Raw genomic sequence first — 25,272 nt, 5'->3', positions numbered from 1 at the left:
GAAAAATCCTGCGTGCGGAGCACGCCAATGTGACAGGTGCGGGCTGGGCCGATCCCGCCGCCATAGTTGACCGGCCCAGCCCGCAGTCTGTGGCTGCTACGGGCGTCTATGCCCTCTGGGCCGGCGCCGCAGCAGGTACAGGAAAGAAACTAGTCAACAGATTCATGTCTTGTTAGGGCTCTTCGTAGGTTGACATCGGGGGACCGAGCGCGCTCAGTCCCCCGGCGCCCGCTACCCCGCTGTCACGGTGAAAACGTGCAGCAACCCGCCCTGCGCCGAGTTCGGCAGGGTGACGCTGACCAGCTGTTTCCCTGCTGCCAGCGGGATCGGCGCTGTCGCGAACAAGTGCACGGTCAACTGTTGCGGCCCGTCGTTCTTGTTGCGGTAGGGCATGGTGGCCGCGATCCGGTTGCCGAACTCGATCGCGGAGGCGTTGACCGCCCAGTCGTTGAACGCGATATCGGCCCGCTCGACGCTGCCGTCGGCGTAGTTCAGCGACAGCGTGCCGGTCGACTTCCCATTGGTAGCACTACCCAACAAAGCCAGCTTGGTAGCGCCGGCCGGCGCGTTGACCTTCACCGTCTGCCCGGCCATGGTCGCGTTGTCGGCCTCTCCCTTGGGGATGTCCGGCCACTGGTGCGCCAGACCGTCCACAGTGACCGTCCCACCAGGACGAACCCCCGCCCCGGCCAGCGCGTTCCGCGAGTAGCTCCACCCGCCCCCGTCGTAGTTGGCCGAGGCCGGATCATCATCCGGCGACACACCCGCGTTGTTGTAGGCGGCCCGCAAACTGTTCGGCTCAGCCACCAGCACCTGCAACGCCCCCGGCGACATGTTCGCGCCACCAGGCCCGGTGAAGGTGACCGGAATCCGTTGCGCCCCTTCAGGTGTCCCCGCCGCAACGGCCACCGTCACGGTCGCCCCGGCCTTCCCACCGGGCGGCACGGTCAGCTCCCCACTGGCCGGCGTGACACTCAGCCCGGCCGGGGCCTGCGTGGCCCAGCGAACCTTGGTCCCCTTGCCGGAGAAGTCCTGCGCTCCGATCACCGCGGCCGCCGACCCACCGGCGGGCAGCACCAGCCGCCCAGGCTCCACCGAGCCACGCGCCCCGGTCTCCCCTTCGCGGAAGGACGGCGGCGCGTTCTCCGGTTTCCTGCCCCAGCTGGTGTTCGGCGTGTTCTGCAAGGCGAACTCCACCGTGCCGCCACGCTCCACAAAGGACTCCGGCAGCCAGGTGTTGTGCACCGCCCGCCCGTTCACCTTGACCCCGCTCACGTACTGGTTCTTCGCCGCCGCGCCGGGAGCCTTGATGGTCCAGGTGCTGCCACCCGGCCGCTGCACCGTGATCTCCGGGAACAACGGGCTGTTCAGCACCAGCTCGGCCCGGCCGGGGATCACCGGGTACATGCCCATCGCCGCCCACACGTACCAGGACGACATCTGGCCGAGGTCGTCGTTGCCCATCAGCCCGTTCGGACCAGGCCCGAACAGGTCGTTGACCGCGCGCCGGGTGACCTCCTGGGTCTTGTGCGGGGCGCCGGCGAAGTTGTACAGCCAGGGTGCGTGCATGATCGGCTCGTTGCCCAGGAACGCGTACGGCTCGTTGGGCCCGGCGTTGAGCTTGGTGAAGAAGTGGTCCAGCCGCTTCACCGCGTTCTCGTTGCCGCCCATCGCGGTGAACAGGCCCTGCGCGTTGTGCGGCACCATCCAGGTGTACTGGGCCGCGTTGCCCTCCACCCAGTTGTTGGAGTCGCCGGGGTTGAACGGTTCGGTGTAGGAGCCGTCCCGGTTGCGGGCCTGGATGTAGCCGGTGGCCGGGTTGAACAGGTTCTGCCAGTACTGCGACCGCTTGCTGAAGGTGCTCCAGGTCGCCCCGTCGCCGAGCCGCCGGGCGAGGTCCGCGATGGCGAAGTCGGCGCTGGTGTACTCCAGGGTGGTGGCGGGCGGTCCCCAGGCGTTCGGCGCGCCCAGCGGCACGTAGCCGATCTTCAGGTAGTCCTCCAGCCCCGGCCGCTCCTCATAGCCCTGGGTCTTCTGGGTGGCTCCGCGCAGCATCAGCAGCAGCGCCTTGCGCGCGTCGAAGTCCTTGGCGCCAAAGGCGTACGAGCTGGCCACCATGATGTGGTACGGGTCGCCGACCATCACCCCGGTGTAGCTGTTGGCCACCGTCCACCGGTCCCAGGACCCGCCCTGCTCGGCGAAGGCGATCATCGACCGGGAGATGTCGGAGGCCTCCGCGGGCGCGATCACCGAGAGCAGCTGGATCTCCGAGCGGTAGATGTCCCAGCCGGAGAGGTTGGTGTAGATCGCGTGCCCGGGTTCGGCGGAGTGCAGGCGTCCGTCGAAGCCGATGTAGCGGCCGTCGGCGTCGGAGAACACGTTGGGCTGCACCAGGGAGTGGTAGAGCGCGGTGTAGAAGGTGGTGCGCTGGGCGTCGGTGCCGCCGCTGACCCGGATGGTGTTCAGCCGTTCGTTCCAGGCCGCGCGGGTCTCCGCGGCGATGTTCTCGAAGGACTTGCCGGTGTTCTCCGCCAGCAGGTTGTTCCTGGCCCCGTCCATCGAGACGAAGGACAGGCCCACCCGCAGCTGCACGGTGTCGCCGTCGAAGGGGTCGAAGGTGACGAACCCGCCGCTGCCCGGCCCGGAGACCACGGTGTCCTGCGGCGACATCGCCTGAGGCGCGGAGCGCTTGCCCTTGTTCGCGGTGGCCTTAGGCGCGTCCACCGCGGCCAGGTCCACCTTGGGCTGCGAGCCGCCGCGCTCGCGGGTCTGGCCGGTGTTGACCGAGCCGTTCTTCCAGGTCCCGACCGAGGCGAACGGCCGGTCGAACTGGACGTGGTAGTAGACCCGGTACTTGTTCTGCTGCTGCCCGCAGAACCGGCCGCTGCTGGCCCAGCCGCTCACCGAGTCCTTGCCGATGATCGTCTCGGCGTCGTCGGCCCCGGCGATGGAGCCGGCGGAGTTGACCAGGATGGTCGAGGGGCGGCCCTCGGGGAAGGTGACCCGGCCAAGGCCGGTGCGCTGGGTGGCGGTCAGCTCGACCTTGGGGCCGGCGTCCAGCTGCACCGAGTACGCACCGGGGCTGGCCTTCTCCAGGTCGTGGGAGAAGGTCGAGACGTAGCGGCCGGGGTCGGTGGCCGGTGAGGTGGTGACCTCCCCGGCGAAGGGCATGATCGGGATGTCCTGGTAGGTGGAGCAGCCCGCGCCGGAGAGGTGGGTCAGGCTGAAGCCCTTGATCCGGTTGTCGTCGTAGTAGTAGCCGCCGTGCTGGTGGGTGACCGTGTCCGGACTCCACTGCATCATGCCGAAGGGCGCCACCGCGCCGGGGAAGTTGTTGCCCGCGCCGCCCCCGGTGCCGTGGTCGGGGCCGCCGGGTTTGGTGCCGACGAACGGGTTCACCCACTGCGCGAGGTCCTCGGCTGCGCGCTTGGCCGGTGCGGCGGCGGCCGGTAGGCCCGCCACCGTCACCAGCACGCCGAGCAGGGCCGCGCAGGCCGTGCGCAGGCGCACTCTTCGAGCGGTCATCTTGTCGATCGCCTCCCGAGGGTCCGGCCACGTCGCCAGGCCCACCTGACAACCTTGTCGGATGGCTCGGCCCTGATCGACACCCTGGTGATGGTGTGAGATCGACGTCAAGCGCCGATGGGTGGTCAATCCTTGTCCTCACGGTGAACGGAACCGATTGAGATCCCATTCGGCGTAACGAGTCGCCCCGGAACCGTTGACAACCCCCAGCGCGACCCTGTCCAATCCGGCGTCAAATGACAACGTTGTCCGAAGGAGCCCGCCGAGTGCGCCGCGCCACCATGAGCGATGTGGCGCGGTTGGCCGGCGTGAGCATCAAGACGGTGTCCCGGGTCGTCAACGACGAGCCGGGAGTGCATCCGGCGACCGCTGAGCGCGTGCTCGCCGCGATCGATCAACTCGGTTTCCGGCGCAACCTGTCCGCGCGCAACCTGCGCCGCGGCTCGTCCACCGGCACCCTCGGGCTGATCTTGGAAGACGTCGCCAACCCGTTCTACTCCCAGCTCACCAGGGCGGTGGAGGAGGTCGCGCGGGCGCACGGCCGCCAGGTGCTGACCGGCTCCTCCGACGAGGACCCCGGCCGGGAGCGCGAGCTGGCGCTGGAGTTCTGCGCCCGCCGGGTGGACGGCCTGCTGGTGGTGCCGGCCGGCATGCAGCACGGCTACCTGGTGCCGGAGATGCGCGCGGGCATGCCGGTGGTCTTCCTGGACCGGCCGGCGGGCGATGTCGTGGCGGACACGGTGCTGGTGGACAACATCGGCGGCTCCGCAGAGGCCGTGCGGCACCTGGCCGAGCAGGGCCACCGCCGGATCGCCTTCCTCGGCGACGCACCGGACATCTTCACCGCGGCCGAGCGGCTGCGCGGGTTCCGCGAGGGCTGCGCCAGGGCCGGGTTGCAGTACCCGGAGGACCTGGTGGTGATGGGCCCGCACGACGAGCACAGCGTGGCCGGCGCGCTGCGCAGGCTGCTGGACGGCCGCAACCCGGCCACCGCGATCGTCTCCGGCAACAACCGGATCACCGTGCTGCTGCTGCGCAACTTCGCCCAGCGCCCGCAGCGCCCGGCGCTGGTGGGCTTCGACGACTTCGAGCTGGCCGACCTGCTCTCCCCGCCGGTCTCGGTGGTGGCGCACGACGTCGCGCTGCTCGGGCGGGCCGCGGCGGAACTGCTGTTCGCCCGGCTCGACGGTGACAACTCACCTCCCCGCCGGGTGGTTCTCCCGGCGCGGCTAGTCGCACGTGGATCAGGAGAGGTCAGGCGCCAACTGTGAAGCCCGTCCTGCTGGATGCCAACCAGCCCGAACGGTTCTACCGCGGCGGCGCGGCCATCGCCGAGCTGCGCGGGGCCGGCAACGCCGAGGAGTGGGGGCCGGAGGACTGGGTCGGCTCCACCACCACGCTGTTCGGCCAGCACACCGCGGGGCTGTCCGCGCTGCCCGGCGGCGAGCTGCTGCGGACCGCGGTCGAGGCCGCGCCCGAGGCTTGGCTGGGCGCGGCGCACGTGGCCGAGTACGGCGCGAACCCGGCGCTGCTGGTGAAGCTGCTCGACGCCGGGCAGCGGCTGCCGGTGCACTGCCACCCCTCCGACGCCTTCGCCGCCAGCCACCTGGACTGCCGCTTCGGCAAGACCGAGGCCTGGGTGGTTGTCGGCACCAGCGGGGCGAACCCGGTGGTGTACGTGGGTTTCCGGGAGGACGTGCCCGCGGAGGTGGTGGCCGCCTGGGTCGCGGGCCAGGAGACCTCGACCATGCTGGGCGCGCTGAACGAGGTGCCGGTCAAGCCGGGTGACACCGTGTTCGTGCCGGCCGGGCTGCCGCACGCGATCGGCGCGGGCGTGTTCATCGTGGAGCTGCAACAGCCCACCGACTTCTCGGTCCTGATGGAGTGGACCGGTTTCGCCGAGGAGGGCGACGCCTCGGTGCACCTGGGCCTCGGTTTCGAGGCCGCCCTCGGCTGTGTGGACCGCTCCGGCTGGGGGCCCGGCCGCCTGGAGCCGCTGATCCGGCACACCGCGGACCGGCGCGGCCCCGCGGTGGACCTGCTCGGCGAGCAGTCGCTGACGTTCTTCCGCGCGGACCGGGTGCACACCGAGTCGCCGGTGGAGCTCGACCCCGGTTTCGCCGTGCTGGTCGCGCTGGACGGCAGCGGGCGGCTGTCCACCAGCGACGGCGGTTCGCTGGAGCTGGTCAGGGGCAACACCGTGCTGGTCCCGCACGCCGCCGGATCGTCCCGAGTGGACGGTGACCTGGTGCTGGTGCGCTGCCGTCCGCCGATCGTTGGAGGTACTCAGTCATGACCGCGCTGCTGGAAGCGCGCGACCTGGTCAAGCACTACGGCTCGGTGGAGGCGCTGCGCGGCGCGTCCTTCGAGCTGCGGGAAGGCGAGGTCGTCTCACTCATCGGCGACAACGGCGCAGGCAAGTCGACCCTGGTCAAGTGCCTCTCCGGCGCGGAACAGCCGGACTCCGGGCAGATCCTGCTGGACGGCAAGGAGGTCCAGCTGGACCGGCCGACCGCGGCGCGGGAGCTGGGCATCGAGACCGTCTACCAGGACCTGGCGGTCGCGCCGGACCTGGACCCGGCGGCCAACCTGTTCCTGGGCCGGGAGCTGCGCCGCAAGGGACTGCTCGGCGCGCTCGGCATGCTGGACAAGAAGGAGATGCGCCGCCAGGCGGCCACCCACTTCACCCAGCTCGGGGTGTCCCTGCAGAGCCTGGACGTGCCGATCGGCTCGCTCTCCGGCGGACAGCGGCAGAGCGTCGCGGTGGCCCGCTCGGTGGCCTGGGCCAGCAAGCTGGTGTTCATGGACGAGCCCACCGCCGCGCTCGGCGTGGTGCAGCGGGAACGCGTGCTCGACGTGATCCGCCGGGTCAGGGACAACGGCATCGCGGTGGTGCTGATCAGCCACAACATGCCAGAGGTGCTCAAGGTCTCGGACCGGATCGAGGTGCTGCGGCTGGGTCGCCGGGTGGCCCGGTTCACCGCGGCGCAGACCACGCTGGAGGAACTGGTCGGCGCGATGACCGGCGCGCTGACCCAGGAGGACGCGGCATGAGCGACGGCCAGTTCATCAACACCGAGACCCGTCCGCTGGTCAAGCGGCTGGCCAGTGCGAACACGCTGTGGATCGCGCTGGTGCTGCTCGCGCTGCTGGTGGTCTTCAGCGCGCTGCGGCCGGACAGCTTCCTCACCCTGTTCAACTTCCAGCAGCTGTTCATCGAGGCCTCGGTGCTGCTGGTGCTCGCGGTGGGCATGACCTACGTGATCATCACCGCCGGGATCGACCTGTCCGTCGGCTCGGTGCTGGTCTTCGCCGGGGTGGTCGGCGCGCAGGTGATGGAGGCGATGAGCCCCGGTGGCGACGCCACCAACGCGGGCACCGAGGTCATCCTGGTCGGTTTCCTGGTCACCATCGCCGGCGGCGCGGCCTGGGGCCTGCTCAACGGGCTGCTGATCGCCAAGGCCAAGATCCCGCCGCTGATCGTCACCCTCGGCTCCTTCGGCGCGGCGCTGGGCGCGGCCCAGCTGCTCACCGATGGGGTGGACGTGCGCACCGTGCCCGCTCAGCTGCGCGACTGGCTGGGCTTCGGCGCGACCTGGATCGTGCCGAACATCGTGATCGTCGCGGTGCTGGTCACCGCGGTCGGCGCCTGGCTGCTGGCCACCACCCGGTTCGGCCGGTACACCCTGGCGATCGGCTCCAGCCCGGAGGCGGCCCGCCGCTCCGGGATCAAGGTGGACCGGCACCTGGTGCTGATCTACACCTACGTGGGCGCGCTGGCGGGGCTCGCGGGCTTCATGTCGCTGGCCTACTACGGCACGACCACCATCAGCGGGCACACCACGGAGAACCTCAACGCGATCGCGGCGGTGGTGCTGGGCGGCACCAGCCTGTTCGGCGGGGTCGGTTCGGTGATCGGCACGGTGATCGGGGTGTTCATCCCGACCGTGCTGAAGAAGGGCTTCCTGATCATCGACGTCCCGCAGTTCTGGCAGCCGGTGGCGATCGGCGCGGTGCTCGTCGCGGCGGTCTGGTTCGACCAGGTCCGCCGACGGGCGCGAAACAGCAGATGACGAGAGTCTCGGAGCACAACGAAGTGTGAAGGTGGACAAGATGAACGCACCACGGACCGCGCTGAAGATGGGTGCCGCGCTGGCTGCCGTGCTCGCGCTCGCGGCCTGCGGCGGAGGCAAGATCGGGGAGACCCCCGGCGGCCAGCAGCAGGCCAACAACAAGAAGCTCGCGCTGCTGCCCGGGGTGAAGGGCGAGCCGTTCTACATCTCGATGGAGTGCGGCGCCAAGGAGGAGGCGGGCAAGCTCGGCTACGAGCTGAGTGTGCAGGCGCCGGAGAAGTTCGAGGCCGCGCTGCAGGTGCCGATCGTGAACAGCGTGCTGGCCGCCAAGCCCTCCGGCGTGCTCATCGCGCCGACCGACGACACCGCGCTGGGCACCCCGATGAAGCAGCTGACCAGCGCCGGGATCAAGGTCGTCGAGGTGGACACCAAGCTGAAGGACCGCTCCATCGCGGCCTCGGCGATCTCCTCCAACAACAAGCAGGGCGGCCAGCTCGCCGCGCAGACCCTGGCCAAGCTGGTCGGCGAGAAGGGCTCGGTGCTGGTGATCAACACCAAGGCCGGCACCTCCACCACGGACGCCCGCGCCGCCGGCTTCGAGGAGGAGATCAAGAAGTACCCGAACATCAAGTACGTCGGCCAGAAGTACAGCGACAACGAGCCCTCGCAGGCGGCCAACATCGTCTCCGCCCAGCTGGCCGCCACCCCGGACCTGGCCGGGGTCTTCGCCACCAACCTCAACTCCGGCGAGGGCGCCGCGGCAGGCCTGCGCAACGCGAACAAGCGCGGCGAGGTCAAGCTGGTCGGCTTCGACGCCAGCCCGAAGCAGGTCGACGGCCTGCGCAACGGCGACGTGCAGGCCCTGATCGCCCAGGACCCGGCAGGCATCGGCCGCCAGGGCGTCCAGCAGGTGGTCAACGCGATCGAGGGCAAGTCCACGACCGAGGAGATCGAGACCAACCTGGTCGCCCTGACCAAGGACGACATGGACGGCAAGCAGCAGTACTTCTACCGGACCAGCTGCTGAGTGCGGGACGGCTCGCGAGAAGGCGGGGCGCGCTGTCACATTGGCGTGCTCCGCACGCGGGAACCGCGGTACGCCTTCCCGCCGAGCCGGCACTGGTTGGCTCGCTAGACCGAGACCGGCGATGACCGCGCTGACCGCAGCCGCAGGGCGACAAGACCGGACGCGACGATCGGGCCAGCCCCCCAGGCGACCGGGGCGACCATGCCCATCAGGTCGGTCGAGTTGAGATAGAGCCCGATTGCGGCGGCTGGACTCAGGGTGCCGATGACCGCGAACGTCCCGGCGATCCAGTGCGCCAGCTTTCCCGTGCGGAAGACGGGAACCAGGAACAGGCAGGCGAGACTGAAGAAGACTCCCCAGCCAAGGTTCTCGAACGCGAACATGAGCGAGGGCCAAGCGTAGGGCTGGAACCATTCGAGTCCGTCGCCACGGCCAAGACCCGGACTCTGGCGAACCAGGGTCAGCGCCACGAACCGGTTGATGGCCACCGGCAGGACCAGCATCGCGAGGAAGACCAGCGACGTCAGCGTGAAGATCCGTTTGGCGGGCGGCGTGGCGAGGTGGATACCACACCACAGCGGCACCATGACGAGCACGGTGAGCAGGAGCAGCACGTGGAACACGGTCGCGTAGGGCTCCGGCGGCGGGAACGGAATGCCGGCCAGCATCATCCCGGTCAGGACCACGAGGTAGACGGCTCCGAGCAGGGCGACGCCGATGCCCGCCCACTGTCCAACGAACCCGGTCGCCGTTCTGCTTGACATACCACTCCCCAGTGAGCGCCACACGCCATCATGGCAAATAAGAGTTGCGTTAATGGCGAACAACGTACGCCCGGCTAGAGTGGTGCGTCAACTCGCGACGGGAGGCAACGGCGATGGCCAAGGCAGACAGATCGCCTATGCCGCGAGGTGTTGAACTGGCCTGGAGCAGGTCACACGGCAACAAACCGGGTCCCCGCCCTGGTCTCAGCCTCAAGCAGATCATCAACGCCGCGATCGAGATCGCGGACGAGGCCGGGCTCGCGGCCGTCTCCCTTGCCCGCGTCGCCGTCAACCTCGGTTGTGCCACTACATCCCTGTACCGGCACATCCGGTCGAAGGATGACCTGGTCGTACTGATGTGCGACGCCGCAGCCGCCCCACCACCGGATCTACCGGCACCGGACCCTCAGCAATGGCAGAAGTCACTGTGCGACCTCGCCTGGCAGATGTTCGACCTCTACCGCGCCCACCCCTGGTCGCTGGAAGCCCCACCAAGCGGTCCGCCGACCACGCCGAACCAGCTCCTGTGGGGCGAACACATGCTGCGTGCGATGTCGCACACCACCCTGACCTACCCCGAGCAGCTTCGCGCCATCACGCTGGTCGCCGGATACGCCCGTGAACAAGCCCGTCTGGCCACGGATCCGGTCATCACCAACGACGTAGCACCCCCGACCGGGCCGCAAAGCTACTTCCAGCTCCTCAGCACGGTGATGACCCCGGACCGGTACCCGATGTTCTGCCGGATCTTCGCCGACGACAACATCACCGCGTCCATCAGCTACACCCACGAAGACTTCCAGTTCGGCCTGGACCGGATCATGGCCGGACTGACAGAACTCCACGAACGGCGAACAACAGAACGGTGAGCCTCTCAGTGGCGCTTGAGTCGCCCCGTCCTGTGCCCGCCGGACGCGTGCGAGCCCGGGTGGGGGCGCTCAGCCCCGTTCGGGCTCGCGCTCATCCAGGCGTTGTCTCAAAGTCTCGGCGTCCAGTTTGGGGATCGGGAAGGTGCCGGTCGGGTAGTACGGCAGGGCGTCGACATCCTCCCGCTCGCGCAGTTCCTCCACTGAAACCTGGCCGGGACCGGTGCGGTCGGCCGGCCAGAGGCGCAGCACCACTACGGCCAGTGCCAGGCCCACCGGCAAGGCCAGCAGCACCCACCACACAGCGCTCATCGTCGTCTTGCTCCCGCTCCGGTCTGCTCTGGACTTCGAACCTTCAACATACCTCGGTCCAGGCCGGTGCCGGAGCCGCTATCCACAGGGTCTGACCTGCGTAATCGGCTGATCGCGCAGGGTCAGCGGACGCCGCGGTACAGGGTCGGGCAGTAGCGGCGCAGGGCCAGCTCGACCGGGGGCAGCACCTGGACCGAGTCGCCGAGCTGGATGCGGTAGCCGTTCTCGATGCCGTAGGCGCCCCAGAGGTGTTCCATCTCCGGGTGGCGCTGACGGAAGGCGGAGTCGCCCGGGTACAGGTCGAGGGTCAGCTTGCGGCGCTCGCCGCGGGTCAGCTCGACCGCGCCCAGCTCGGCCCAGCGCAGGCTGAACGGCGAGCCGTGGTCCTCGTCCCAGCGCAGGCCGTGCGGGGAGACGCGCAGCCGCCGCTCGCGGGAGATCACCCGCCAGCACATGACCGCGATCAGGGACAGGCCGAGGAACCCGGCGCCGAGCGCGCCGGTGGTCACCCGGAGCACGCCGCCCTCGCCGATCACGCCGAAGATCGCCAGCAGCATGGTGAGCAGGCCGGCCACCCCGGCGATCACCGCGCCGGCGAAGACCTTGCGCCGGGAGCCGGAGCTGAGGTCGAGCAGCACGCCGGTGGACGCGGTGGGCACGCGCGGGCCGAGCGGGTTGCCGGAGGGGATGTGCACGGGCGCGCGGCCACCGAAGTTCGTTGTGGGATAAGGAGATCGGGGCCGTGCCTTGGGAAGTCTGACCGTCACGTTGTCCGCCTGCGATACCCGCTGTTGCCCACTCACCCTTCCAGCATAGGCCCGTCCGAGGGGTGCTCGCGCGTGATGCTCGTGGCTTTCCGCCCCGACTTTCGTCGGTCGTCCAGCGTTGTGTCCACAGAGGACAATCGCCGGAAACTGCCGCAGAATCACCACATGCGAACCTGGTACCGGCCGATGGCCGCCCGCGACGCGCACGAGCCACACCGCGCGGCCACGCCGCTGGAGCTGTTGTTCGACCTGTGTTTTGTGGTCGCGGTGGCCGCCGCCGCGGCTGGTCTGCACCACGGCCTGAGCGAGAACCACATCGGCTCCGCCGTGCTCGCCTACGCCCTGGTGTTCTTCGCGATCTGGTGGGCCTGGATCAACTTCACCTGGTTCGCCTCCAGCTACGACCCTGAGCGCCCGGTCGCCCCTGGCAAGCAGGGCTCCGCAGACGTGCCCTACCGGCTGACCACCCTGGTGCAGATCGCCGGTGGCCTGATCATGGCCGCCGGGGTGCCGCAGGCCTTCGAGCAGAACTTCACCGTGATCACCATCGGCTACCTGGTGATGCGGGTGGCGATGGTGGTCCAGTGGCTGCGCGCGGCCAGGTCCGACCCGCCGCGCCGGGCCTGCGCGCACCGGTTCGCGCTGGGCATCGCACTGGTGCAGCTGGGCTGGATCGGCAGGTTGTTCCTGCCCGAGTCCCTGTTCCTGCCAGGCTTCCTGCTGCTCGCGGCGCTGGAGCTGCTGGTCCCGGTCTGGGCCGAGCGGCGCGGCCCGACCAGCTGGCACCCGCACCACGTGGCCGAGCGCTACGGCCTGTTTACGCTGATCATGCTGGGCGAGTCGGTGCTGGCCGCGACCACCGCGATCCGGGCGGGCCTGGCCGCCCAGGAGCACATCCCGATCCTGATCTCGGTGGCCATCGCCGGCCTGGTGATCCTGTTCTCGCTGTGGTGGCTCTACTTCGACCAGCCCGCCCCAGCTGGTCTGGACCGCCTCGGCAAGGCCCTGAGCTGGGGCTACGGCCACTACCTGATCTTCGCCTCAGCCGCGGCGGTCGGCGCCGGCCTGTCCGTGGCGGTGGACTACGACCTGCACCGCGCGCACCTGCCCACGGTGGCCGCCGGCCTGGCCACCACGGTGCCGGTGGCGGTGTTCCTGCTCAGCGTCTGGCTGCTGCACATCGGTCCGCGCAGCCAGGGCGTGGCCGCGGTCGGGTACCCGGTGACGGCGGCGCTGGTGCTGGGGTCGACATTCTCCGGTGCGCCGATCCACGTGACCGCGGTGCTGGTGGCGGGGCTGGTCGGGGTGACGGTGGTCAGCCGCGCACGAACCGCGCGTCGCGACCACGCAGGTCAGCCCGTGGACCGGCCGCCCGCAGGATGACCTCCAGTGCGCGGTCCGGGTCGGACTGGTAGGGCTCGGTGAACCAGGCCAGGTTCGCCTCCACCACGGCCGGCCGACGCCGCGGGTCCGCCGGTGGGCCGGTCAGGCCGATGTCCAGCACCACGGCGCTGGGCAGGGTGTCGGCGTGCTCGGCCAGCAGCGCCTTGGCGAAGTCCAGCACGCGCGGGGTCTCCGGGTCCCCGGCCAGCGGGGCGGGGTCCAGGTTGCCCCAGGTCAGGTAGCGGGAGCCGGTGTGGATCTCGCCGTCGAGCAGGTAGAGGCGGTACTCGGCGGCGAAGGCGGTGACCTCGCTGAGCAGCAGCGGGGTCTCCGGCGGCAACCCGGCGGCGGCCGCGGTCAGGTCGGCCTGGTCGCGGTATACGCGGGGTGGCAGGTGCTTGGCGCTCGGCGGTTTCACGAAGGCCGGGGCGGTGAGGCTGGTCGCGCCCAGGGTGGTGGCGGTGATCCGGCGGGCGGTGAGCTGCTCGGGCAAGCTGGGCAGCCAGCTGTCCGGGGGTTCGAGCAGGGCCAGGTCCAGGGCGAGGGAGTCGGCGACGCCGGGGCCGCCGTAGTAGTGGCAGTGGCCGGGGACGGCCTGGTCCGGGGTGGTCACCGGCAGGCCTCTGGCCTCGGCGGCGGTGACCAGGGGCTGGCTGGTGGCGCGCACGCGGGGTGGCATCACCAGCGCGCGCCTGCTCACCCGCGCAGTCCGGCGAGCAGCTCGTCCGCGGCGGTGTAGGGATCGAGCTCGGCCGCGGCGACCCGCTTGCCCAGGTCGGTCAGCGCGGTGCCGCCGCGGACGTCGCCCAGCCTGCTGCGCAGCTCGGCCAGGGCGATGGCCTCGATCTCGGCCTCGGCGCGGCGCCGGCGGCGGTGGTCGAGCTCGCCGTGCTCGGTCATCCAGGTGCGGTGCGCGAGCACGGCCTCGGCCACCTCGGCCACGCCCTCGGCGCGGCTGGCCACCGTCTTGACGATCGGCTGGCGCCACATCGCGCCGCGGATCTCCTTGCGGCCCAACGAGATCATGTACTTCAGGTCGCGGACGGTGGCCTCCGCGCCGTCGCGGTCGGCCTTGTTCACCACGAACACGTCGGCGACCTCCAGGATGCCCGCCTTGGCCGCCTGGATGCCGTCGCCCATGCCGGGGGCCAGCAGCACCACCGTGGTGTCGGCCAGCGCGACCACCTCGACCTCGGACTGGCCGACGCCGACGGTCTCGATCAGCACCACGTCGCAGCCCGCCGCGTCCAGCACCCGCAGCGCCTGCGGGGTCGCCCAGGACAGGCCGCCCAGGTGGCCGCGGGTGGCCATGGAGCGGATGAACACGCCGGGGTCGGTGGCGTGCTCCTGCATCCGGATCCGGTCGCCGAGCAGCGCGCCGCCGGAGAACGGCGAGGAGGGGTCGACGGCGAGCACGCCGACCCGCTTGCCCGCCTTGCGGAAGGCGGTGACCAGCGCGGAGGTGGAGGTCGACTTGCCGACGCCGGGCGAGCCGGTGAGGCCGATGACCTGCGCCCGGCCGGTGTGCGGGGCCAGCGCCGCGGCCACCTCACGCAGCTGCGGGCTGGCGTCCTCGACCAGGGAGATCAGCCGCGCCACCGCGCGCGGCTGACCGTCCCGTGCTCGTGCGACGAGGTCGGCGACGTCCACCATCAGGCAGACGGTACCCGGATCACCAGTGCGTCGCCCTGACCGCCGCCGCCGCACAGCGCGGCCGCGCCGACGCCGCCACCACGCCGCTGGAGCTCCAGCGCCAGGTGCAGCACCACGCGGGCGCCGGACATGCCGATCGGGTGGCCGAGTGCGATCGCGCCGCCGTTGACGTTGACCTTGGCGTCTGCGGCGGCCTCGTCCAGGCCGAGCTGGCGGGCGGAGACCACGCCGACCGCTGCGAAGGCCTCGTTGATCTCGATCAGGTCCAGCGCCGAGGGGTCGATGCCCTCCTTGGCGCAGGCCGCCTTGATCGCGTTCGAGGGCTGTTCGTGCAGGCTGGCGTCGGGACCGGCGACCACGCCGTGCGCGCCGATCTCGGCCAGCCAGGTCAGGCCCAGCTCTTGCGCCTTGGCCTTGCTCATCACCACGACCGCGGCCGCGCCGTCGGAGATCTGCGAGGCCGAGCCCGCGGTGATGGTGCCGTCGGAGGCGAACGCGGGGCGCAGCTTGCCGAGGGTGTCCACGGTGGTGTCCGCGCGCACGCCCTCGTCCGTGCTGAACAGCACCGGGTCGCCCTTGCGCTGCGGGATGGCCACCGGCGCGATCTCCTGCTCGAAGATCCCGTTGGTCGCGGCCGCGGCGGCGCGCTGGTGCGAGCGGGCGGCGAAGGCGTCCTGCTCGGCGCGGGTCAGGCCGTAGCGGGCGTTGTACTTCTCCGTGGAGGCGCCCATGGCGACCTGGTCGAAGGCGCAGAACAGGCCGTCGTGCGCCATGTGGTCGGTCAGCGTCACATCGCCGTACTTGAAGCCGGAGCGGGACTTCGGCAGCAGGTGCGGGGCCTGGGTCATCGACTCCTGGCCACCGGCCACCACGATGTCGAACTCACCGGCGCGGATCAGCTGGTCGGCCAGCGCGATCGCGTCCAGGCCGGAGAGGCAGACCTTGTTGATGGTCAGTGAGGGCACGCTCATCGGGATGCCCGCGGCCACCGCGGCCTGCCGCGCGGGCATCTGCCCCGCGCCCGCGGTGAGCACCTGGCCCATGATCACGTACTGCACGGCCTCCGGCGCGACCCCGGCCCGCTCCAGCGCGGCCTTGATGGCCACGCCGCCGAGCTGGGCGCCGGAGAAGTCCTTGAGCGAGCCGAGCAGCCGTCCCATGGGGGTACGGGCTCCGGCGACGATGACCGAACCAGACACGGCTGCCTCCAGCGACACTGCGGGTGGGAATTGGTCTGTTGGGATTTTCTTGGACCATACCGGGGGTATGCGGTAACCGGCCTTGTGAGGACGCACACAGAAAGTGCCCGTTTCCCGGTCGCTCCGTTACTAGTGTGCCTCTATGCAGGAAGAACTCCAGAGCTTCGTCACCGCCATCGACCACGTCGGCATCGCGGTGCCCGACCTGGACGAGGCCATCGCCTTCCACCGGGAGACCTTCGGCCTGGAGGTCGCGCACGAGGAGACCAATGACGAGCAGGGGGTGCGCGAGGCCATGCTGCGCGCGCCTGGCGACGTCTCCGGCGCGACCCAGATCCAGCTGCTCGCGCCGTCCCGGCCGGACTCGACCATCGCCAAGTTCATCGGCCGCAGCGGCCCCGGCCTGCAGCAGCTGGCCTACCGGGTGAGCGATATCGACGCGGCCTGCGCGGCGATCAAGGCCAAGGGCCTGCGGGTGCTGTTCGAGGAACCCAAGCGGGGCACCTCGAACAGCAGGGTCAACTTCATCCACCCCAAGGACGCCGGCGGCGTGCTGGTCGAGCTGGTGCAACCGGCCGAGCACGGCCACTGACCTGGGCGTGGCGTTCCCGGCAGGCACCGGGAACGCCACGATCACTCAGGAGGACTTCGGCACCAGGATCAGGTACCGCTCGGCGTTCCGCTCCACCGCGGCCTTGCTGTAGACCAGCGGGAAGTACTCGCCCTTCCGCCAGGTCTCGGCCAGGTCCTTGTAGTGCGGGTCAGCCGGGTTGCCGGACTGGCCAGGCGCGTTGACCGCCTTCGAGCCGTCCCAGTTGCCCACGTCGATGACGACTCGCAGCGAGGCGCCGCCGATGTGCCGGAAGTCGGCCGACTCGTACTCGGAGTTGTTCACCGTGTCCGAGGCCCCGCCGCGCGGGAACGGGCCGACGTTGAGCCGCTTGCGGGTGGCCTCGTCGACCAGCGGCGAGACCGGGTTCTCGAACTTGGTGTGCTGCAGCTTGCCCCACTGCCAGGCCGCCTGGTCCGCGCCGAGCAGCCGCTCGACCTCGGCCCGTGCGCTGACCAGCGTGTCGATCAGCAGCTTGTCCCGCTTGGCCTTGCCGTCCGCGCCGAAGTAGTTCTCCGGGTGCTCCAGCGCGTCGATCAGCACCTGGGTGTCCGGCCGCTGGATGAAGTCCACGCCCGGCAGCACCGCCTGGATGAACTTCGGGCCGAGGTGCTTGGTGAACCACGGCTCGTACAGCGCGGCCGCGGCCGACTCCGGACCGGCCACGTGGTTCCAGCCGGTCAGCAGCGCCAGCGAGGCCTTGACCTTCGGGTCCTCGCTGCTCAGCGACTTCAGCACCCCGGTGATCTTGCGTGCCGGGATGGACAGGAAGTCGTTCTGCAGCTTCAGCGAGTCCTCGAAGGACAGCTTGGACTTGCTGTTGAGCACCTCCGCGATCCGCTGGTAGCGGTACGGATCCGACCAGGAGTCGTAGCCCAGCCCCAGGTTCTGGTGCGAGGCAGGCACGTTCATCTCGTTGCCCGTGGCCACCCAGCCGCTAGCTGGGTTGATCGTGCGCGGCAGGTCGTCGCCGGAGTAGAAGCCGTTCCACTCGTAGCGCCCGTCACCGGGCACCGGCAGCAGACCGTCGTGCTTGGGCCGCTTGGGCACCAGCGCGCCGGGCAGCCAGCCGATCTGGCCCGCCGTGTTGGCGTAGACGTGGTTCGCGCCGGGCGCGCGCCACTTCTTCAGCGCCTCGCCGAACTGCTCCGCCGTCTTCGCGTTCTGGTAGCCCAGGGCGGCGAAGTACGGCGAGGTGCCCGGCTCCAGCCACACGCTGCGCAGCCCGTAGGCCAGGTGGCGCTGCGCGTCGACGAACAGGATCGGCCCGTGCCTGCTGAAGGAGGTCGTGAGGTCACGGGGCTGCTCGCCCTTGACCGCCAGCTTCTCCGTCACCGTGCGGAAGGGCTCGTACCCGTTGCCGTACTTGTACCGGCTGTGGTCGGCCGGGTCGAGCTGGTAGACGTAGAGGTCCTCCTGGTCGGCCGGGAACATGGTCAGCCCGAAGGCCGAGGTCCCGTTGTGACCGAGGGAGAGCCCCGGGATCATCGGCTCACCAGCGCCGATGATGTCCAGCCCCGGCGCGGACAGGTGCGCCAGGTACCGCGAGGCGGGCAGGCTCATCAGCCGGTGCGGGTCATCGGCGAGCACCGGTCGCCCGGTGGCCGACTTCGCCGCGGAGATGGCCCAGTTGTTGCTGCCCTGGGCCGGCGGCTTCTGGGTGGTGCTGATCTTGCCGGTGCCCGCGTCGAAGGTCACCGGCAGCACCGCGTTGCCGTAGGCGGTCAGCAGCGGTTCGACCACCTGGGCCAGCGCGCAGGTGTCCAGGCCCTGGGGGACCGTGACGGCGTGCTTGGGCTCCAGGTTCTGCCGGATCGCGTCCGCTTCCGGACCGGCCGCGCAGGTGGTCAGCGCCCGCAGTGCCTCGTAGTAGGCGTTGGTCACCAGCGCGTGGTGCCGGATGCGCACCACGTCCTCCGGCTGCCACCGCGCGGGGCGGTGGCCGAGCACCTTGAACTCCTCGGGCAGCGACTCCGGGTGGCGCTCCAGCCACTCGATGTAGCCGTTGACGCCCGCGACGAACTTGGTGGCCACCTCCTTCGCCTGCGGCGGGTAGGCGGCCCACTCCTTGGCCAGGTCACCCCGGTAGAGCACCGCGCGGGCGCCCTTGTCCAGGTCGGCGTAGACTCCGCCGAGCGCCTCGGCGAGCGTGCCCAGCCCGCGGCGGCGCCACAGGTCGAGCTGGAAGAGGCGGTCCCTGGCGGCGTTGAAGCCCTGCCCCAGGTACACGTCGGCGGTGTTGGTGGCGTAGATGTGCGGCACGCCCCACTTGTCCAGCACCGTGCGCACCGGCGCGGTCAGCCCGGCGATCTGGAACGTGGTGGTGTTCCGCGCCACCGCTGGTTCGGCGAGGGCGCTCGGTCCGATCACACCGGCCGCCAGCACGCCTGCCAGCAACAACGCCCCCTTTCTCTTACCTCGCAAGAAGAATCGTGTTGTGCGTGTCATGCAGAACTCAGCCCCAGTTCGTGTCCGTATTCACCTGATCGGATGACGGAAGGACACGACTCCATTGATAGCCGTACGCAAAGGGACGGGCCAGGCGGTTTTGGGGTTGTTAAGTCCTACTTGACAAGTGGATCAAAGGTGTTGATCGCGCGGGCGATCAGCTCGACCTCCGCGGCCAGCCGGTCTGCCTGGGCGGCTGGCCAGTCCGGGTGGTGCCGGGCCACCGAGTGCCGGTAGCCCACGGCCAGCGCGACCAGGGTGGCCGCCGCCTCCGCCGCCTCGGCGGGGCAGTCCGGCCGGGCCGCGGTGATCACCGCCCTGGCCTGGCCCTCGGTGCGCCCGAACCGGGCGTGCAGGGCATCACGCACCGCGGGGTGGGTGTCGGCCTCCCGCCACAGCAGGTGGCTCAGCAGGGTGGAGTCGTCGTGGTGGGCGTCCAGCTCGGCCACCAGCGCGCGCAGGCTGGCGGCCACATCTCCCGACGTGACAACGGTTTCCAGGTCAACCGGATGCTCGGGCAGGCGCTCGACCAGCGCGGCCAGCAGGTCCGGCTTGCGGCGGAAGTAGTAGTGCACCAGCGCCTTGGGCACGCCGGCCGCCGCAGCGATCTTGGACGTGGGCGTGGCGTCGAAGCCGGACTCGGCGAACAGGGTCTCCGCGGCGGCCAGGATCCGGTCTTTGGCGGACAGCGCTCTGCCCTTTCTCGTTGTGGCACAAGGCAAGGGCCGCCTCGCCACCGGAGCGAGACGGCCCCATGCCCGACAGACGTCAGTGGGAACCGGCGAACCCGTGCGCGGTGTTCGCCGCGGGCAGCGCGGCCGCGCCCGCCAGGATCGCCAGCACGCCGACGATCCACGAGGTCCAGGCCGCGCCCATCATGTCGGCGCTGTAGCCCATCACCCACGGCGCCAGGAACAGCAGCGCGCCGAGGCCGATGTGCACGTACTCGCTGGCCACCGATCCGGGCTGGGCGAGCGACCACAGCGCCGAGATCCCCAGCAGCGCGCCCAGCAGGATCATCGTCCACATCGAGCGTTCCGAGGTGTCCACCCACATCGGGCTGAGCACCACGACCACGCCCATCACCACGACGGCCCAGTCCTGCCAGCGGCTCCACGGCTTCTCCATCACGACCACCTCCATTGACGGCCGAAAAGGGCTTTCCCCAAGCCCCAGAGTCCTCCTTGATTGGCCGCCCGGTCAAGAATCTCGCGCGTTCCCCAGGTCACGATCGGACGAACCTGCCCGTGCAGTGGCTCACAACTGGGTCTCTGGATCGTTTACTGGTGAGTAACCTCCCCCGAACTGCGCCGATGGCACACAAAACACCCACGGAGGTCCCCCGTGCAGAAGATCCTCGACGCGATCCTGGCCGGCGAGTACGAGGCGCTCGCCGGACTCCCGGTGCCGGAGTCGTACCGGGGCGTGACCGTGCGTGCCGACGAGGCCGACATGTTCGAGGGCGTGCCGCATAAGGAGAAGGACCCGCGCCGCTCGCTGCACCTGGACGAGGTGGCCACCCCCGAGCTCGGGCCCGGTGAGGCGCTGGTCGCGGTGATGGCCAGCGCGATCAACTACAACACCGTGTGGACCTCGATCTTCGAGCCGGTGTCCACCTTCGGCTTCCTCAAGCGCTACGGCCGCACCTCACCGCTGGCCTCCCGGCACGACCTGCCCTACCACGTGGTCGGCTCCGACCTGGCCGGTGTCGTGCTGCGCACCGGAGCCGGGGTGAACAACTGGAAGCCGGGCGACGAGGTGGTCGCGCACTGTCTCAGTGTCGAGCTGGAGAGCCCGGACGGGCACAACGACACGATGATGGACCCGGAGCAGCGGATCTGGGGCTTCGAGACCAACTTCGGCGGCCTGGCCGAGCTGGCCCTGGTCAAGACCAACCAGCTGATGCCCAAGCCCAAGCACCTGAGCTGGGAGGAGGCGGCCAGCCCCGGGCTGGTCAACTCCACCGCGTACCGGCAGCTGGTCTCCGGCAACGGCGCCGGCATGAAGCAGGGCGACACCGTGCTGATCTGGGGCGCCTCCGGCGGCCTCGGCTCCTACGCCACCCAGTTCGCGCTCAACGGCGGCGCGACCCCGGTGTGCGTGGTCTCCAGCCCGGAGAAGGCGGAGATCTGCCGCAAGATGGGCGCGGAGCTGATCATCGACCGCTCGGCCGAGGGCTACAAGTTCTGGAAGGACGAGCACGAGCAGGACCCCAGGGAGTGGAAGCGCTTCGGCGCCAAGATCCGCGAGCTGACCGGTGGCGACGACCCGGACATCGTGTTCGAGCACCCGGGCAAGGAGACCTTCGGCGCCAGCGTCTACGTGGCGCGCAAGGGCGGCACCATCGTCACCTGCGCGTCCACCAGCGGGTTCATGCACAGCTACGACAACCGCTACCTGTGGATGAACCTCAAGCGGATCGTCGGCTCCCACTTCGCCAACTACCGGGAGGCCTGGGAGGCCAACCGGTTGATCGCCAAGGGCAAGATCCACCCGACACTGTCCAATGTGTACTCGCTGGCAGAGACGGGTCAGGCGGCCTGGGACGTGCACCAGAACGCACACCAGGGAAAGGTTGGTGTGTTGTGTCTCGCACCGGAGCCGGGCCTGGGTGTGCACGACGCCGAATTCCGTGCGGCACATGAGGATGCGATCAACCGATTCCGGGGCGTGTGACCGAAATTTCGCGTTTTCCCACGGATGGCCTACTGCGTAGCGGGTGGCACGGCGACCACCCGCCACGCGGTGCGGGTAGCGTGAGGCCATGGGTCTTGGCAACGGTGAGCTTGTGCCACTCGGTTCCGGCTTCGACACGGTGCGCCGCGGATACGACCGCGGACAGGTGGAGGAACACCTGGAGCGGCTGGATGCCGATCTCCGCATCCTGGCGGCTGATCGGGACGCCGCGGTCTCCCAGGCCGCGGACTTGGCGCGGCAGCTCGAGGCCAAGCGCATGGAGGTCGAGGACCTCAAGGGTTCGGTCGACCGGCTGTCCAAGCCGCCGACCACCCTGGAGGGCCTGAGCGAGCGCCTCCAGCGGATGCTCAAGCTGGCCCAGGACGAGGCGCACGAGACCCGCGCCCGCGCCGAGGAGGAGGCGGCCAAGACCCAGGCCGACGCCGAGAAGGCCGCCGCCGGGCTCCGCCGCAGGTACGAGCAGCTGATCGCCGAGCTGGACGCGCGCCGGGTGCAGATGGAGGCCGAGCACCAGAAGGTGCTGGCCGACGCGCGCGCCGAGGCCGAGCGGATGGTCGCCGAGGCCGAGGCCAAGATCGCCAAGCTGGACGCCGACTCGCTCGCGGTGCGCACCAAGGTGGAGGAGGACTTCGAGATCGCGATGTCCTCCCGTCGCACCGAGTCGATGCGCGGGCTGGCCGAGCAGGAGGCCAAGAGCAAGGCCGAGGCCGAGCGCCGGGTGCGGGAGGCCACCGAGGAGGCCACCAAGCGGCTCACCGAGGCGACCGCGGAGGCCAACCGCCGGTTGTTCGAGGCCACCGAGGAAGCCACCAAGCGCCGCAACGACGCGATCAACGAGTCGACCACCATGGTCCGCGAGGCCACCGCCGAGGCGGAGAAGCGCAGGGCGGACGCGCTGGAGCAGTCCACCACGATGGTCCGCGAGGCCACCGAGGAAGCCGCCAAGCGCAGGGCCGACGCCAAGGCCGAGTCCGAGCGGATGGTCCGCGAGGCCACCGAAGAGGCGAACAAGCGGGTCGCCGAGGCCACGGCCGAGGCCGAGAAGCGCCGCGCCGACGCCCTCGAGCAGTCCACCACCATGGTCCGCGAAGCCACCGAGGAGGCGGCCAAGCGGCGCGCCGAGGCCAAGGCCGAGGCGGAGAAGCTGGTCAAGGACGCCACGGACGAGGCGGAGAAGCGCCGCGCCGATGCCCTCGAGCAGTCCACCACGATGGTCCGCGAGGCCACCGAGGAAGCCGCCAAGCGCAGGGCGGACGCCCTTGAGGAGTCCACCACCATGGTCCGCGAGGCCACGGAGAAGGCTGAGCGCCTGCTCCGCGAGGCCACCGAGGAGGCCGAGGAGCGCCTGACCACGGCGACCAGGGAGTCGACCAAGCGGGTCGAGTACGCGACCAAGCGGGTCGAGCTGCTGCGCGCGCTGCGCGGCCGGGTGACCGGGCAGCTGACCACGATGCAGGCCGAGCTGAAGGCCATGCACTCGGAGATGGAGGCCATCCACGGCCTGTTCGTGGACGCCACCCCGCTGCTGGCCGAGGGCGACGACGAGAACCTGATCCTGGATCAGCCGGTGCTTCCCGAGTCGGAGCCCAAGCCGAAGGCCGAGGCCAAGCCCGAGCCGAAGGCGGAGGCGGAGAGCAAGCCCGAGACCCCGGAGCCGCAGGCCCAGCCCGCCGCGGCCGCGGCGAACCAGGCCGCCACGGGCAACGCCGCACCGGGCGGCCAGTCCGCCCCGGCCAAGCAGGCAGCAGCCCCGGCAAGCCAGCCCGCCGCCCCGGCGAACCAGCCCGCGCCCGGCAACCAGCCCACCACCGCGGTCAGGCAGCCGGTCGCGCAGGGCGGCCAGCCCGCCCAGGGCAACCAGTCCGCCGCCCAGAGCAAGCAGCCCGTCGGGCAGGGCAACCAGCCCGCCGGGCCGCAGGGCCAGCCGCCGGTCTCCCCCGCCGGAGTCGCGCCGGGCGCCCGCCCGCAGCACGCGCCCGCCCAGGGCCAGCGCCAGCCCGCGCCGCAGAACGCGAGCCAGGGCCGCCAGCACAACCCGGCCCAGAACGGTCCGGCGCAGGGCGGCCAGCCCGGCTCGCCGCAGGCTCCCGCCGACCCGGCCCGCACCACCGCGATCCAGCCGCCCAAGGGCAACCCGGCCAAGCGCACCCCGAACGTCCAGGCGCAGAACCCCGCCTCCCAGCCGCAGCAGCCGCCCGCGCGGCGGGGCCCGCAGGCGCCGCATCCGCAGCGGCAGCCCGCGGGTCAGCGGCCGAACCTCGATCCGCCGACCACCGCCCTGAAGAAGCCCCCGGCCCAGCCCCAGTCCGATCTGGACGGTCCGACCAAGCAGCTGCGCAAGCCCTCCGGCCCGCAGAACCCGCCCCGCCGCTAGGAGAGGTCGTGTTTCCGATGTCACGCCCGCGACATCGGAAACACGACCTCAGGCGCAGCCGTGCGGGTTGTCGATCACGTATCGCCACCACCCGTCCGGCCCGCGCCGGGCGACATCGGTGGCCGTGCCGCTGATACCGGCCCCGGGGATCTCCCAGTCGACGATCAGCAGTGCCAGGTCGTCGACGACGTAGGTGTGCCGGGGCCGGACCTCGATGGGATGGCCGAGGGCCTGGAGCCGGGCATTCGCCGCCAGGCGGTCCTGGCCGGTGACCGGGTTGCCGGGCTGGGGAGCGAGCAGGCCGCCGGGCTCGTAGACCTGTTCCACGGCGGCCGGGTCGCCGGTGTTGAAGGCGGCGGCGAAGACGTGCGGGTGCTGGCCGGGATCGGTGGTCAGCCGCACACTGGTGTTGTGGTCCATGCCGACACCCAAGAGCCCCGCGCCGTGGGTCACCAAACGGAAACCCCCGGCTGGGACGCCGAACTGGTCCCTGACGAGCGGGGTCGCACCGACCGGCCGGAGCCGGACTGCCCGGTCGAGGTGGCGCTGGCCGCGATCGCCGGGCGGTGGACGACGCTGGTGCTGCGCGAGCTGATGCACGGTCCGCGCGGCTTCTCCGAGCTGCGGGCCGCGCTGCCCACGCTCAGCGCCAAGATCCTCACCGAGCGGCTGCACGAGCTGACCGCCCGCGGCCTGGCGCACCGCGAGCAGGTCAACGCCTTCCCGCCCAGGGTCAGCTACCGGCTCACCGAGGCCGGGCTGGCGCTGCGGCCGCTGCTGATCTCCCTCTACGACACCGGGTCCGCGCTCATCCGCTCGCGCGCAGGAACTCCAGCACCGCCGCGCTGAACTCCTCGGGCACCTCCAGTGGCGGCAGGTGCCCGCTGCCGGGCAGTTGCACCAGGTGGGCGGAGGGCACCAGTCCGGCCATGGCCGCGGCCAGTGCCGGCGGGATCAGCGCGTCCTCCCGGCCGGTGATGACCAGGGTCGGCACGGTCACCGCGGCCAGCGTGGCGGTGGAGTCCGGCCGGGCCGCCATCGCCCGCTGCGCCCAGCTGATCCCCTCGGCGGACTGGGCCGCGACCAGCTCGCGCACCGCGGCGACCACCTTCGGCCGTTCGGCGTGCGTGTACTGGCCGAGCAGGCCCTCGACCACGGTGCCCGGCAGCCAGTCCACGCCCTCGGCCTCGATCCGGGCGACCATGGCCAGCCGGTTGGCCCGCTGTTCCGGGGTGTCCGCGATCGCCTTGGTGTCGGCCAGCACCAGCCCGGACACCCGCTCCGGCGCCAGCCGCAGCAGCGCCATGGCCACGTAGCCGCCCATCGAGCAGCCGCCCAGCACGACCCGGTCCAGGCCCAGCTCGTCCAGCAGCGCGAGCACGTCCCCGGCGACCACGTCCAGATCCGGTGGCTCCGCGCCGAGCGGGGTGCGGCCGAGGCCGCGCTGGTCCGGGGTGATCACCCTGGCGTGTTCGGCCAATGCGCGGCGCACCGGGTCCCACATGCGCGAGTCCAGCGGAAACGCGTGCAGCAGCACCAGTGGGCGGCCAAATCCAGTGTCGTTGACGGGCACG

The 25,272-nt window shown here is 70.7% G+C and carries 23 protein-coding genes; 11 read left to right on the top strand and 12 right to left on the bottom strand.

All coding sequences use genetic code 11. The features are described from left to right. Positions 1-231: 231 nt before the first annotated feature. Positions 232-3,525 carry a GH92 family glycosyl hydrolase gene (locus ACWDY5_RS03295; RefSeq protein WP_449720739.1) on the bottom strand — a complete coding sequence of 1,098 codons (3,294 nt, stop codon included), beginning with the start codon at positions 3,523-3,525 and terminating at the stop codon, positions 232-234. Positions 3,526-3,806: 281 nt separating this feature from the next. Between ACWDY5_RS03295 and ACWDY5_RS03290 the strand changes: the two genes are divergently transcribed. The 5 genes from ACWDY5_RS03290 to ACWDY5_RS03270 are packed head-to-tail and all read left to right on the top strand — an operon-like array spanning position 3,807 to position 8,625. Further along, complete coding sequence (locus ACWDY5_RS03290) at positions 3,807-4,796, top strand: LacI family DNA-binding transcriptional regulator (protein ID WP_449720852.1); 990 nt, start codon at positions 3,807-3,809, stop codon at positions 4,794-4,796. After that, complete coding sequence (locus ACWDY5_RS03285; protein ID WP_449720738.1) at positions 4,793-5,821, top strand: class I mannose-6-phosphate isomerase; 1,029 nt, start codon at positions 4,793-4,795, stop codon at positions 5,819-5,821. The genes ACWDY5_RS03290 and ACWDY5_RS03285 overlap by 4 nt, the downstream gene beginning before the upstream one ends. After that, positions 5,818-6,579, top strand: a complete 762-nt coding sequence (locus ACWDY5_RS03280) for an ATP-binding cassette domain-containing protein (RefSeq protein ID WP_449720737.1) — start codon at positions 5,818-5,820, stop codon at positions 6,577-6,579. The genes ACWDY5_RS03285 and ACWDY5_RS03280 overlap by 4 nt, the downstream gene beginning before the upstream one ends. Beyond that, positions 6,576-7,598 (top strand): ABC transporter permease, encoded by a 1,023-nt coding sequence (locus ACWDY5_RS03275; RefSeq protein ID WP_449720736.1) that lies wholly within the window; start codon positions 6,576-6,578, stop codon positions 7,596-7,598. Before ACWDY5_RS03280 ends, ACWDY5_RS03275 begins: the two co-directional genes overlap by 4 nt. 40 nt (positions 7,599-7,638) lie before the next feature. Beyond that, positions 7,639-8,625 (top strand): ABC transporter substrate-binding protein, encoded by a 987-nt coding sequence (locus tag ACWDY5_RS03270; protein WP_449720735.1) that lies wholly within the window; start codon positions 7,639-7,641, stop codon positions 8,623-8,625. Positions 8,626-8,729: 104 nt separating this feature from the next. On the opposite strand, the gene ACWDY5_RS03265 is transcribed toward ACWDY5_RS03270, so the two are convergent. Beyond that, positions 8,730-9,389, bottom strand: a complete 660-nt coding sequence (locus tag ACWDY5_RS03265; protein WP_449720734.1) for a hypothetical protein — start codon at positions 9,387-9,389, stop codon at positions 8,730-8,732. A 113-nt stretch (positions 9,390-9,502) separates the two neighbouring features. Here ACWDY5_RS03265 and ACWDY5_RS03260 point away from each other — a divergent pair, with 113 nt between their 5' ends. Continuing rightward, positions 9,503-10,258, top strand: coding sequence for a TetR/AcrR family transcriptional regulator (locus ACWDY5_RS03260; protein WP_449720733.1), 756 nt, complete (start codon positions 9,503-9,505; stop codon positions 10,256-10,258). Between the two features lie 69 nt (positions 10,259-10,327). Here the strand turns inward: ACWDY5_RS03260 and ACWDY5_RS03255 are convergent, their stop codons facing one another. Together ACWDY5_RS03255 and ACWDY5_RS03250 are read right to left on the bottom strand one after the other, a co-directional pair. Next, positions 10,328-10,567, bottom strand: a complete 240-nt coding sequence (locus ACWDY5_RS03255; RefSeq protein ID WP_449720732.1) for a hypothetical protein — start codon at positions 10,565-10,567, stop codon at positions 10,328-10,330. A 122-nt stretch (positions 10,568-10,689) separates the two neighbouring features. Next, the gene (locus ACWDY5_RS03250; RefSeq protein ID WP_449720731.1) at positions 10,690-11,262 is read right to left on the bottom strand and encodes a hypothetical protein; all 573 of its coding nucleotides are present in this window, start codon (positions 11,260-11,262) and stop codon (positions 10,690-10,692) included. A 237-nt stretch (positions 11,263-11,499) separates the two neighbouring features. Here ACWDY5_RS03250 and ACWDY5_RS03245 point away from each other — a divergent pair, with 237 nt between their 5' ends. Beyond that, positions 11,500-12,717 carry a low temperature requirement protein A gene (locus ACWDY5_RS03245; RefSeq protein WP_449720730.1) on the top strand — a complete coding sequence of 406 codons (1,218 nt, stop codon included), beginning with the start codon at positions 11,500-11,502 and terminating at the stop codon, positions 12,715-12,717. Here the strand turns inward: ACWDY5_RS03245 and ACWDY5_RS03240 are convergent. The 3 genes from ACWDY5_RS03240 to ACWDY5_RS03230 are packed head-to-tail and all read right to left on the bottom strand — an operon-like array spanning position 12,650 to position 15,569. Beyond that, entirely contained in the window at positions 12,650-13,417 is a 768-nt protein-coding gene (locus tag ACWDY5_RS03240; RefSeq protein ID WP_449720729.1) for an ATP-grasp domain-containing protein, read from the bottom strand. The genes ACWDY5_RS03245 and ACWDY5_RS03240 overlap by 68 nt on opposite strands. Beyond that, positions 13,414-14,370: a methylmalonyl Co-A mutase-associated GTPase MeaB gene (meaB, locus tag ACWDY5_RS03235; RefSeq protein ID WP_449720728.1), complete on the bottom strand. Its 957-nt coding sequence runs from the start codon at positions 14,368-14,370 to the stop codon at positions 13,414-13,416. Before meaB ends, ACWDY5_RS03240 begins: the two co-directional genes overlap by 4 nt. Beyond that, positions 14,370-15,569 carry an acetyl-CoA C-acetyltransferase gene (locus ACWDY5_RS03230; RefSeq protein ID WP_449720727.1) on the bottom strand — a complete coding sequence of 400 codons (1,200 nt, stop codon included), beginning with the start codon at positions 15,567-15,569 and terminating at the stop codon, positions 14,370-14,372. Before ACWDY5_RS03230 ends, meaB begins: the two co-directional genes overlap by 1 nt. A 142-nt stretch (positions 15,570-15,711) precedes the next feature. Between ACWDY5_RS03230 and mce the strand changes: the two genes are divergently transcribed. Next, on the top strand, positions 15,712-16,161 hold the full coding sequence (mce, locus tag ACWDY5_RS03225; RefSeq protein WP_252484032.1) for a methylmalonyl-CoA epimerase: 450 nt from the start codon (positions 15,712-15,714) through the stop codon (positions 16,159-16,161). Between the two features lie 45 nt (positions 16,162-16,206). On the opposite strand, the gene ACWDY5_RS03220 is transcribed toward mce, so the two are convergent. From ACWDY5_RS03220 to ACWDY5_RS03210, 3 genes are all read right to left on the bottom strand, one after another. Next, on the bottom strand, positions 16,207-18,603 hold the full coding sequence (locus ACWDY5_RS03220) for a penicillin acylase family protein (RefSeq protein WP_449720726.1): 2,397 nt from the start codon (positions 18,601-18,603) through the stop codon (positions 16,207-16,209). Positions 18,604-18,743: 140 nt separating this feature from the next. Further along, positions 18,744-19,349, bottom strand: coding sequence for a TetR/AcrR family transcriptional regulator (locus ACWDY5_RS03215; RefSeq protein ID WP_449720725.1), 606 nt, complete (start codon positions 19,347-19,349; stop codon positions 18,744-18,746). 46 nt (positions 19,350-19,395) lie between these two features. After that, the gene (locus ACWDY5_RS03210) at positions 19,396-19,755 is read right to left on the bottom strand and encodes an SPW repeat domain-containing protein (RefSeq protein ID WP_449720724.1); all 360 of its coding nucleotides are present in this window, start codon (positions 19,753-19,755) and stop codon (positions 19,396-19,398) included. A 216-nt stretch (positions 19,756-19,971) separates the two neighbouring features. Here ACWDY5_RS03210 and ccrA point away from each other — a divergent pair, with 216 nt between their 5' ends. Then, complete coding sequence (gene ccrA, locus ACWDY5_RS03205) at positions 19,972-21,303, top strand: crotonyl-CoA carboxylase/reductase (RefSeq protein ID WP_449720723.1); 1,332 nt, start codon at positions 19,972-19,974, stop codon at positions 21,301-21,303. Positions 21,304-21,391: 88 nt separating this feature from the next. Further along, a complete protein-coding gene (locus ACWDY5_RS03200; RefSeq protein ID WP_449720722.1) occupies positions 21,392-23,698 on the top strand; it encodes a M protein in 2,307 nt (768 codons plus the stop codon). 48 nt (positions 23,699-23,746) lie between these two features. Here ACWDY5_RS03200 and ACWDY5_RS03195 read toward each other — a convergent pair whose 3' ends face one another. After that, positions 23,747-24,118 carry a YybH family protein gene (locus ACWDY5_RS03195; RefSeq protein ID WP_449720721.1) on the bottom strand — a complete coding sequence of 124 codons (372 nt, stop codon included), beginning with the start codon at positions 24,116-24,118 and terminating at the stop codon, positions 23,747-23,749. 24 nt (positions 24,119-24,142) lie between these two features. Between ACWDY5_RS03195 and ACWDY5_RS03190 the strand changes: the two genes are divergently transcribed. Then, positions 24,143-24,547, top strand: a complete 405-nt coding sequence (locus tag ACWDY5_RS03190) for a winged helix-turn-helix transcriptional regulator (RefSeq protein WP_449720720.1) — start codon at positions 24,143-24,145, stop codon at positions 24,545-24,547. Here ACWDY5_RS03190 and ACWDY5_RS03185 read toward each other — a convergent pair. Beyond that, positions 24,507-25,271 carry an alpha/beta fold hydrolase gene (locus tag ACWDY5_RS03185; protein ID WP_449720719.1) on the bottom strand — a complete coding sequence of 255 codons (765 nt, stop codon included), beginning with the start codon at positions 25,269-25,271 and terminating at the stop codon, positions 24,507-24,509. The two genes, ACWDY5_RS03190 and ACWDY5_RS03185, sit on opposite strands and share 41 nt — an antisense overlap. Position 25,272 lies beyond the last annotated feature (1 nt).

It is taken from the genome of Crossiella sp. NPDC003009 (genome assembly GCF_053591555.1).
This window is presented reverse-complemented; position numbering and strand designations above follow the sequence as displayed.